9 protein-coding genes are annotated in these 10,458 nt (G+C 69.6%); 6 read left to right on the plus strand and 3 right to left on the minus strand.

The window, feature by feature from the left end:
• Positions 1-200: 200 nt before the first annotated feature.
• The 3 genes from C5F48_RS11250 to C5F48_RS11260 all read right to left on the minus strand — a co-directional run bounded on the left by C5F48_RS11250 (position 201) and on the right by C5F48_RS11260 (position 4,141).
• On the minus strand, positions 201-2,099 hold the full coding sequence (locus C5F48_RS11250) for a TRAP transporter large permease (protein ID WP_107664008.1): 1,899 nt from the start codon (positions 2,097-2,099) through the stop codon (positions 201-203).
• On the minus strand, positions 2,096-2,680 hold the full coding sequence (locus C5F48_RS11255; protein WP_107664009.1) for a TRAP transporter small permease subunit: 585 nt from the start codon (positions 2,678-2,680) through the stop codon (positions 2,096-2,098). Before C5F48_RS11255 ends, C5F48_RS11250 begins: the two co-directional genes overlap by 4 nt.
• 207 nt (positions 2,681-2,887) lie before the next feature.
• Positions 2,888-4,141 carry an Hsp70 family protein gene (locus C5F48_RS11260; protein ID WP_107664017.1) on the minus strand — a complete coding sequence of 418 codons (1,254 nt, stop codon included), beginning with the start codon at positions 4,139-4,141 and terminating at the stop codon, positions 2,888-2,890.
• 212 nt (positions 4,142-4,353) lie between these two features.
• On the opposite strand from C5F48_RS11260, the gene C5F48_RS11265 reads away from it, so the two are divergent.
• The 6 genes from C5F48_RS11265 to C5F48_RS11290 all read left to right on the plus strand — a co-directional run.
• Positions 4,354-4,737, plus strand: coding sequence for an NADH-quinone oxidoreductase subunit A (locus tag C5F48_RS11265; protein ID WP_107664010.1), 384 nt, complete (start codon positions 4,354-4,356; stop codon positions 4,735-4,737).
• The gene (locus C5F48_RS11270; RefSeq protein WP_107664011.1) at positions 4,734-5,354 is read left to right on the plus strand and encodes an NADH-quinone oxidoreductase subunit B; all 621 of its coding nucleotides are present in this window, start codon (positions 4,734-4,736) and stop codon (positions 5,352-5,354) included. Before C5F48_RS11265 ends, C5F48_RS11270 begins: the two co-directional genes overlap by 4 nt.
• On the plus strand, positions 5,351-7,093 hold the full coding sequence (nuoC, locus tag C5F48_RS11275; RefSeq protein WP_107664012.1) for an NADH-quinone oxidoreductase subunit C/D: 1,743 nt from the start codon (positions 5,351-5,353) through the stop codon (positions 7,091-7,093). The genes C5F48_RS11270 and nuoC overlap by 4 nt, the downstream gene beginning before the upstream one ends.
• Complete coding sequence (gene nuoE, locus C5F48_RS11280; RefSeq protein ID WP_107664013.1) at positions 7,090-7,563, plus strand: NADH-quinone oxidoreductase subunit NuoE; 474 nt, start codon at positions 7,090-7,092, stop codon at positions 7,561-7,563. The genes nuoC and nuoE overlap by 4 nt, the downstream gene beginning before the upstream one ends.
• The gene (locus C5F48_RS11285; protein ID WP_245941309.1) at positions 7,560-8,837 is read left to right on the plus strand and encodes a complex I 51 kDa subunit family protein; all 1,278 of its coding nucleotides are present in this window, start codon (positions 7,560-7,562) and stop codon (positions 8,835-8,837) included. The genes nuoE and C5F48_RS11285 overlap by 4 nt, the downstream gene beginning before the upstream one ends.
• Positions 8,834-10,458: NADH-quinone oxidoreductase subunit G (locus tag C5F48_RS11290; protein WP_107664015.1), on the plus strand; the 1,625-nt coding region annotated here is incomplete at its 3' end. The genes C5F48_RS11285 and C5F48_RS11290, both read left to right, overlap by 4 nt.

The following is a 10,458-nucleotide window of genomic DNA, read 5'->3' on the forward strand; positions in this document are numbered from 1 at the left end:
CCGCCCTTCCCGAGCACCTTCCTTAGGGTGGGGTTCCACCCAACCCTCGTCCATCACCGAGGGAGAGGCTACCCCCACCCCATGCCCATCCCCTGCGTGGGGATCATTTACTCCCGCCCCCGTAGGGTGAGGTTCCACCCCACCCTCGCCGTCACCGGCCACGGGGACTCCCGCCGCCCGTCTGCACGGCTTGCCGCCGGTCAGGGCGTGGTGGAAGGAGCCGCGCCTCCGAGGTTCGGCGCCCCAAGGTTCGGCGCGCCGGGGGCCGGGGTTGCCGGAGCCGGACCACCGAGGTTCGGCGCGCCGGGCGCAGGAGCAGCCGGGGCCGGACCACCCAGGTTGGGCGCACCCGGAGCCGGTCCCCCGAGGTTCGGCGCGCCGGGCGCCGGGGCTGCCGCGGGGCCGCCCGCGCCAAGGCTGCCGCCCGTGCCGAGCCCGCCGCCGAGGCCACCGCCCAAGCCGCCTCCCAACCCACCGCCGAGCCCGCCGCCCAGCGGCGGGAGCTCGATCTTCACGTTGCTCGTGTCGATCGCCGGTCCCTTGTAATGCATCACCATCTGCGGGAAGGCGATCACCGCCGCGACCATCAGGATCTGGATCACCACGAAGGGCACCGCCCCCCAGTAGATCTGCCCCGTCGTCACCGGCGCCGTCCTCAGTCCCGTCACCTTGTCGATGAAGGACGATTTCGGCGCCACCGAACGCAGGTAGAACAGCGCGAAGCCGAAGGGCGGGTGCATGAAGGAGGTCTGCATGTTCACCCCCAGGATGATCCCGAACCAGATCAGGTCGATCCCCAGCGCCTCGGCCGCCGGAGCCAGCAGCGGCACGATGATGAAGGCCAGCTCGAAGAAGTCGAGGAAGAAGGCGAGGAAGAACACCAGGACCGAAACCGCGATCAGGAAGCCGGTCTCGCCGCCGGGCAGCGAGGTCAGCAGGTGCTCGACCCAGATATGCCCGTTCACCCCGTAGAAGGTCAGCGAGAACACCCGCGCGCCCAAGAGGATGAACATGACGAAGGCCGAGAGCCGCGTGGTGGCGGTCAGCGCCTGCGACACGACGCCGAGGTTCAGCCGCCCCTTGATCGCCGCCAGCAAAAGCGAGCCGACCGCACCCATCGCCCCGCCCTCGGTCGGCGTGGCGATGCCGAGGAAGATGGTGCCCAGGACGAGGAAGATCAGCGCCAGCGGCGGGATCAGCACGATGATGACCTGCTGCGCCAGCCGCGACATCAGCCCCAGCTTCATCGTCCGGTCGATCAGCGCCACGATGTAGATGAAGACGACGCCCACGGTGGCCCCGAGGATGTCGGCATTGTTGCCCTGGGTCGGCGAGAGCCAGACATGCGCGCCATAGGCGATCAGCCCGGCCGCCACCAGCGCCACCAAGAGCGAGGTGACGCCATGGCCCAGGGTGCGGGCCTCCGGCGGCAGGGCGGGCATCGACTTCGGCGAAAGGATCGAGACCACGAGCACATAGCCCATGTAGAGCCCGGTCAGCACGAGGCCGGGGATCAGCGCCGCCTTGTACATGTCGCCCACCGACCGGCCCAGCTGGTCGGCCAGCACGATCAGCACGAGGCTCGGCGGGATGATCTGCGCCAGCGTGCCCGAGGCGGCGATCACGCCCGAGGCCACGCGCCGGTCATAACCGTAGCGCAGCATGATCGGCAGCGAGATCAGCCCCATGGCGATGACCGAAGCCGCCACCACCCCCGTGGTCGCCGCCAGCAGCGCGCCGACGATGATCACCGCATAGGCCAACCCGCCCCGGATCGGCCCGAACAGTTGCCCGATGGTGTCGAGCAGGTCCTCGGCCATGCCGGAGCGTTCCAGCACGATGCCCATGAAGGTGAAGAACGGAATGGCCAGCAGCGTCTCGTTCGACAGCACGCCCCAGAACCGGTCGGGCATGGTGCCGAGCAGGTTCCAGCTGAGCGTGATCGTGCCTTCGGAGAGCGGCGCGAGTTCCACGCCGATGAAGAAGAACAACAGACCATTGGCCGCCAGCGCGAAGGCGACCGGGTAGCCGATCAGCATGAAGACGATGAGGGAGGCGAACATGATCGGCGCCATGTTCACCGCGATGAATTCCATCATTTCTCCACCTCGCCCGCCAGCATCCGGCCTTCCAGCTCGGCCTGTTCATGCGCCGAGATGAAGGGGGTGGGATCGTCGATCACCCCGCGCATCACGGCGATCTTCTTGATGATCTCGGAAATGCCCTGCAGCGCCAGCATCGAGAAGCCGATCAGCAGCAGCGCCTTGGCCGGCCAGATCGTCAGCCCGCCGGCGTTGTTGGACACCTCGCCGTTGCGGTAGGACAGGCTGACATAGGGCACGAAATACCAGATCATCAGCAGGGTGAAGGGCATGAGGAACAGCAGGTGCCCCATGAGGTCGATCCAGTGCTGCACCCGGCGCGGGAAGGCGCCGTAGACGATGTCGATGCGGATATGCTCGTTCTGCTTCAGCGTATAGGCCGAGGCCAGAAGGAAGGCCGCGCCGAACAGATACCATTGCAGTTCGAGCCAGCTGTTGGACGAGACGTTGAAGATCTTGCGGATCACGGCATTCGTTGCGCTGACCAGGATGGCGACCAAGATCAGCCATGCCACGCTTTTTCCGATGATCTCGTTCATGCGGTCAATGAACCGCGACAGGCCGAGTAAGCCCCTCATTTTTCCTCCCGTTCCGGTGCTCTTTACACGGATCGTGGCGGCACCTGTCCGTCTAGCTATGTCGGAGGGGAGCACAGCCGTCAATGTGCCTGCCTTCGGGGCGAGGGCCGCTCCGCGCCGGAAAGCGACGCATCGCGCCCGGAAAGCGACGCGGTTGCGTCGTCTTGCCTCTGGCCCGCGCAATTTCCTTGCGTCACGCCGGCCGGATCAGCCGAACCGGCGGCGCGCCTCGAGCGCGAGGCCGGTGCCGACCGAGCCCAGAAGGTCGCCCGAAGCGATGGGCGCCCCCGGCAGCGCCTCGGCCACCGCCGCGCGCACCACCGGCAGGCTGCTGGAGCCGCCGGTCATGAAGACCGTGCCGATGTCGGCGGCGGCGAGCCCGGCCTGGCGCAGCACCTCGTCCAGCATGCCGCGGATCCGCGCCACCGGGGCCTCGACCGCCTGGTCGAAGGCGGCGCGCGGCACCCGGACCGAGGGCCCGCCGATGATCTTGCCGATGCGCAGGATCGCTGTCTCCTCGCTCGACAGCTCCACCTTTGTCGCTTCCGCCGCCATGGCCAGCGCATGGCCCGAGCGGTTGGTGACGACGCGGATCATCCGCTCCAGCAGTTCCGGCTTCTCGGCGCCCTGGCGCAGGGCGCGCAGGTCGGTCAGCGTGCGGCTGGTGTAGAGCGCGTTGATCCGGTGCCAGGTGGCGAGGTCGATGTAGTAGTGCCGCGGCATCAGCCCCTTGCCGTCGGCGGTGCGGCCGTTGAAGCCGAGATGCGGCATGATCTGCCGCAGGCTCAAGAGCCGGTCGAAATCGGTGCCGCCGACCCGGATGCCGTCATTGGCCAGGATGTCGTCCTGCCGGTCGGGCTTCCGCGCCCGCTCCGGCGAGACGCGCACGATCGAGAAGTCCGAGGTGCCGCCGCCAATGTCGACGATCAGCACCAGCTCCTCCGCCGCGATCCCCTGCTCGTAATGCAGCGCCGCGGCGATAGGTTCGTATTGGAAGGCGATTTCGCGGAAGCCCTGTTTCGCCGCGATCTCCTGCAGCACGTCCTGCGCCGCGGCGTCGCCGGCCGGGTCGTCATCGACGAAATGCACCGGCCGGCCCAGCACCACGCGGTCGAGCCCGGGGGCCTCCTGCTCCAGCCGGGCGCGCAGATGGCCGAAGAAGGCTCCGACGATATCGGTGAAGGGCAGCGCGCGGTTGCCGACCCGGGTCTTCTCGTGGATCAGCGACGAGCCGAGCGTGCTTTTCAGCCCGCGCATCAGCCGCCCCTCCTCGCCCTCGACATAGGCGGCGATGGCGGCGCGGCCAAACTGCGGCGGCTCGCCCTCGGAATCCCAGAACACCGCACTCGGCAACGTCGGCTGACCGCCTTCCAGATCGATCAGCCGCGCGCCCTGCCCGTCCGCCAGCGCCACCGTCGAATTCGACGTGCCGAAATCTATGCCGCAGGAGGGTTTTTGCATGGGCTTGACCTTCGGCTGCGGCATCGGTTGGGCGGATCGGCCGGGCTGGATAGCCCGGCCCACGACATCTGTAAAGCCGAAGCTCCGATCCGACCGGCTTATCTGATCGAGATCAATGTGGCCGACATACACCAAAGGCTAATCAGGAGGCGACAGGAACGGAAACGGCACTCGGGAATGCAACCCTGCCGGAAAACCGGAAGGAAGCACCCATGCTGGACCTCGTGCAATCGCTCGATCCGCGCGCCGCGCTGGCGCTGCATGTCATGCTGGTGATCGCCACGGTCGCGGCGATCCTGCTGGTGGCCGGCGCGCTGCGCGAACCCAGCCGCGACGGCTTCGGCACCTATGAGAGCGGCGCGCCCTCGGGCCAGCCGCTGCGCGGCCATCTGGCGGCGCAGTATTTCCTGATCGCCGTCTTCTTCATGATCTTCGACGTCGAGGTGGCGATCCTCTTCGCCTGGGCGCTGACCGCGCTGGAGCTCGGCGTGCCCGGCATGGTCGCCGCCACCGTCTTCATCCTCGTCCTGCTGGCGGCGCTCGGCTATCTCTGGATGGACGGCGCGTTGGAAACCGCCCCGGAGAAACGGTCATGAGCTGGAGCCTGAACCGCCCCGGGGCGGAGCCTGCGCCCGGCGACAGCATGGCCGGCGGCCAGCTCTTCACCCGGCTCGACGATCTGGTCGCCTGGTCGCGCAAGCACAGCCTCTGGCCGTTCAACTTCGGCCTCTCCTGCTGCTATGTCGAGATGGCGACGGCGCTGACCCCGGTCTTCGATCAGGCCCGCTTCGGCGCCGAGGTGATCCGCGCCACACCACGTCAGGCCGATCTGCTGATCGTCTCGGGGACTGTGTTCCGCAAGATGGCGGTGCCGCTGCAACGGCTCTACCAGCAGATGCGCGAGCCGCGATGGGTGATCTCGATGGGCGCCTGCGCAAATTCGGGCGGGATGTATGACATCTATTCCGTGGTGCAGGGCGTGGACTCCTTCCTGCCGGTTGATGTCTACATCCCCGGCTGCCCGCCGCGCCCCGAGGCGCTGATGGAAGCGCTGGTGCTGTTGCAGGGCAAGATCGCGGCGGAAAGGCGGCCGCTGCAGATCGTCATGGGTGAGACCGCAGGCCCCCGCCCCTTCGCCCCTGAGCCGCGCCGCGATGCCAAGCGCGCCGAGCGCAGCGCCATGACCGGCCTGCCCGATCCGGAGGCGTCATGAGTCTCGACATGATGACCGGCGATGTGGTGCAGGCGCTGCGCGACCGCTTCGGCGCGGGCGTCGTCGGCGCGCAGCCGACGGGCGAGGCCTTCCCGGTGCTCTGGCTTGCGCCCGAGATCTGGGTCGCCGCCCACCGGATGCTGCGCGACGAGATCGCGCAGCCCTTCCCGCTTCTGGCCGATCTCTGGGTGATCGACGAGACCACCCGGCAGGGCCTCGAGGGCCAGCCCGCCTCGACCCTGACGCTCTGCAGCCATCTCACCTCGCTCGCCCGCAACGCCGACCTGCGGCTGAAGCTGGCGACGGCAGGCAGCGCCCCCTCCCTCGTCCCGGTCTATGCCAATGCCGACTGGTACGAGCGCGAGGCCTTCGACATGTTCGGCATGGATTTCGGCCGCGAGACGCGCCGCATCCTGATGCCGCCGACATGGGACGGCCATCCGCTGCGCAAGACCCATTACGCGCGGGCCACCGAACGCCCGCCATTCGTGATGACCGACGCCTTCTTCGCCGCCGAAGAACGCGCCACGCCGACCGATCCGGCGGAGCTTGGCCTGCCCGCGATCCGCGACGGCGAAGAGCTGATGGTGCTGAACTTCGGCCCGCACCATCCCTCCACCCACGGCGTCTTCCGCATCCTGCTCGGTCTCGACGGCGAGGAGGTCGTCTGGGCATGGCCCGACATCGGCTATCACCACCGCGGCGTCGAGAAGATGGCCGAGCGGCAGACCTGGCACGGCTTCATCCCCTACACCGACCGGGTGGACTATCTCGGCGGCGTCATGTCGGAGCTGCCCTACCTGATGGCGGTGGAAAGCCTCTGCGGCATCACCGTCCCGCCGCGGGCGCAGATGATCCGGGTCATGCTCTGCGAGTTCTACCGCATCATGAACCACCTCCTGTTCTACGGCACCATGGCGCAGGACGTGGGACAGATGTCGCCGGTGTTCTACATGTTCACCGACCGCGAGAAGGGCTACGACCTGATCCAGACCGTGACCGGCGCGCGGATGCACCCGGCCTTCTTCCGCATCGGCGGCGTGGCGATGGACCTGCCTACGGGCTGGGAGACCCTCGTGCGCGACTTCCTCGACTGGATGCCGGCGCGGCTCGACGATTACGAGCGGATGGTGCTGAACTCCCGCCTGTTCAAGGCGCGGACGGTGGGCGTCGGCGCCTATGACACGGCGACGGCGCTGAACTGGGGCACCACCGGGCCGGGGCTCAGGGCCACCGGCTGCGACTGGGATCTGCGGAAGCGCCGGCCCTATTCCGGCTACGAGCAGTTCGACTTCGACGTGCCGACCGGCACGCGCGGCGACTGCTTCGACCGGACGCGGGTGCGCGCCGACGAGATGCGCGAGAGCCTGAAGATCATCGGCCAGTGCCTCGCCCACATGCCTGCGGGGCCGGTGAAGGCCGACCATCCGCTGACCACCCCGCCGCCGCGCAAGGCGATGCAGCGGGATATCGAGACGCTGATCACCCATTTCCTGCAGATGAGCTGGGGCACCAACGTGCCGCGCGGCGAGGCGACGGGTCAGGTCGAAAGCCACCGGGGCCTGTCGCAATATTCCCTCGTCTCCGACGGCGGCGCGCAGAGCTACCGCACCCGGATCCGCACACCGTCCTTCGCGCATCTGCAGATGCTGCCGACCATCCTGCCGGGCATGACGGTGGCCGATCTGGTCGCCCATGTCGCCAGCCTCGATTTCGTCATGTCGGATGTGGACAGATGAGCCTTTCTCCCGACCTCCTCGCCCGCATCCGCGACGCTTCCGCCCACCACGGCGGCCCGCGCGCCGCCATGCTGGAGGCGCTCAGGATGATCCAGCAGGAGCACGGCTGGGTCTCCGACGCGCATCTGGCCGAGGCGGCGCAGACCCTCGGCGTCGGCCTCGCCGAGATCGAGAGCCTCGCCACCTTCTACAGCCTGATCTTCCGCCAGCCGGTCGGCGAGACGGTGATCCTGCTCTGCGACGGGGTCTCCTGCTGGCTGAACGGGGCCGAGGAGGTGCGCGACGCGCTGATGGCCCGTCTGGGCATCGGCTTCGGCCAGACCACGGCGGACGGGAAATACACGCTGATCAACATCGCCTGCGTCGGCGGATGCGACCGCGCCCCCGCCGCCGTCGTGGGCCGCGACCGCAGGCTGGTCGGGCCGCTGTCGCCCGAGGGCGTCGCGGAACTGCTGGAGGGCGGGCTGTGACCGACTTCAAGCCGAACACCCTGCCGCTGACCGGGCGCGCCCGCGCCGACCGCCGCCCGCACAGCCTTGCCGAATGGCAGGCGCTCGGCGGCTACAGCGCGGTCGAGGCGGCGCTGAAGCTTTCACCCGCCGAGGTGGTGGCGCAGGTCGCCGCCGCCCGGCTGAATGGGCGCGGCGGCGCGGGTTTCCCGGCGGCGCAGAAATGGCGCTTCATGCCGGAGCCGGGGCAGTCTCCCGGCACGGGGCCGAGTTATCTGATCGTCAACGGCGACGAGATGGAGCCCGGCGCCTTCAAGGACCGGCTGCTTCTGGAAGCCCTGCCGCATCAGGTGCTGGAGGGTGCGATCATCGCCGCCCATGCCACCCATGCGACCGAAGCCATCGTGCTGATCCGCGACGCCTACCGCCCCGGCATCGCCGCGATGGAGCAGGCCATTCAGGAAGCACGAGCGGCGGGGCTGCTCGGTGCGCTCAGCATCCGCGTACACCCCTCCGCCGGGCGCTACATCGTCGGCGAGGAGACCGCACTGATCGAGGCGCTGGAGGGCAACCGCGCCATGCCGAGGAAGCGCCCGCCCTTCCCCGCCGCCTCCGGCCTCTGGGGCCGCCCGACCACGGTGAACAACGTCGAGACGATCTCGCTGGTGCCGCATGTGATCAGCATGGGGCCCGAGGCCTTCTCCGGCCTGTCCTGGACCGACGAGGGCGGCACCAAGCTCTACGGCGTCTCGGGCCGGGTGAAGCGCCCGCAGCTGATCGAGGCGCCGATGGGCACCACCGCGCGCGAGCTGATCGAGCGCTGCGGCGGCGTCTCCGGCAACGGCAGGCTGCTGACCTTCCAGCCCGGCGGCGGCGCCACCGGCTTCCTCGGGCCGGAGCATCTCGACCTGCCGCTCGACTTCGGCCATGTCGCCAGGGCAGGCTCGATGTTCGGCACAGGCACGCTGATCGTGCTGGACGAGACCGCCTGCCCGATCGGCGCGGTCGCCCGGCACATGCGCTTCTACGCACGCGAAAGCTGCGGCTGGTGCACCCCCTGCCGCGAGGGCCTGCCCTGGGCCTCGCGCATCCTCGACGCGCTGGAGGCGGGCACGGCAAGCGCCGCCGATCTCGACGCCCTGCGCATGATCGCCGCCGAGGCGGGCCCGCGCGGCCGCGCCTTCTGCGACCTGATGGGCGGCGCCATGGCCCCGCTCGCCTCGGCCCTCGCCCGTTTCGGCGACCGGTTCGAGGCGCATCTGACGGGCGGCTGCCCGCAGCGGAGGCTGGCATGAAGCTTACTCTCAACGGCCGCGAGATTGAGGCGGAGGCCGGACGCGACCTGCTGACCACCTGTCTGGAGAACGGCGTCGACGTGCCGCATTTCTGCTGGGACGGCGACCTCGGCTCGGTCGGCGCCTGCCGTCTCTGCGCGGTGCGGGTCTATGACGGGCCCGAGGACCGGGTGGGCCGCATCGAGATGTCCTGCATGACCCCGGCCAAGGAAGGCCAGCGCATCGAGACCGCCGACCCCGAGGCCGAGGCCTTCCGCGCCCATGTCATCGAATGGACGATGCTGAACCACCCGCATGATTGCGCGGTCTGCGAGGAGGCGGGCGCCTGCCACCTGCAGGACATGACCGTGGCGACGGGTCACCACACCCGCCGCAGCACCGCGCCGAAGCGGACCCATCGCAATCAGGATCTCGGCCCGCTGCTGACGCATGAGATGAACCGCTGCATCGCCTGCTACCGCTGCGTCCGCTTCTACCGCGACTACGCCGGCGGCGCCGATCTCGAGGTCTTCGGCGCGCATGACCGGGTATACTTCGGCCGCGCCAAAGACGGCGCGCTGGAAAGCCCCTTCGCCGGCAATCTGGCCGAGCTCTGCCCGACGGGCGTCTTCAATGACAAGCATTGGTCGCGCCACTACGCCCGGCGCTGGGACATGAGGACGACGCCTTCGATCTGCGCCCATTGCGCGGTCGGCTGCAACGTCACGCTGTTCGAGCGCGGCGGCACGCTGCGGCAGGTGCAGAACCGCTATCATGGCGCGGTGAACGGCTCCTTCCTCTGCGACCGGGGGCGGTTCGGCATGCTGAATGCCGAGGCCTCGCGCCCCCTGCCACGCGTTGACGGAGCGGTGGTGGGCGCAGACGTGGCGCTGGAGGCCGCGCGGGCGCTGCTGCCGGGGGCCATCGGCATCGGCTCGCCCCGCGCCTCGGTCGAGGCGAATTTCGCGCTGCGCGACCTGGTCGGGGCGGACCGCTTCTTCGCCGGGGTGACCGAGGCCGAGGCGGCGCTGGTCGGGCGGATGGCGGCGATCCTTGCCGCAGGTCCGGCGCGCATCGCCTCGGTGAAGGATATCGAGAGCGCCGATGCCGCGCTGATCCTCGGCGAGGATCTCACCGGCACGGCCCCCCGCGCGGCCCTCGCCCTGCGGGTGATGGCGCGCGGCGCTGCGCGCGATCTCGCCGCGGAGAAGGGCGTGCCGGCATGGATGGAGGCCGCCGCGCGGGTGGCGGGCGAAGGCCGGCGCTCTCCGGTGGCGCTGGTGACGCCGCTGCCCGATGCGCTCGACCCGCTCGCTGAACTGCCGCTGCGCCGCCCGCCGGAGGAGATCGGCCACTTCGGCCAAGCCGTCGCCGCCGTGCTGCGCGGCGGCGCGAGCGGCGATCCTGAGGTGCGCGCCGTCGCCGCCCTGCTGCGCGGGGCCAAGGCGCCGCTGGTCATCGCCGGGGCGGGCCTCGGTCTTGCCGGGCCGGTGGAAGCGGCGGCGGCCATCGCGCTGGCGCTGGGACCGAAGGCGCGGCTGGCGCTCTTCGCGCCGGAGGCCAACAGCATGGGTCTGGCGCTCCTCGGCGCGCCGGGGCTGGAAGGGGCCGTGGCGGCGCTGGAAGCCGCGCCCGCGCCGGT

It is taken from the genome of Cereibacter changlensis JA139, assembly GCF_003034985.1.
Lineage (GTDB): Bacteria > Pseudomonadota > Alphaproteobacteria > Rhodobacterales > Rhodobacteraceae > Cereibacter > Cereibacter changlensis.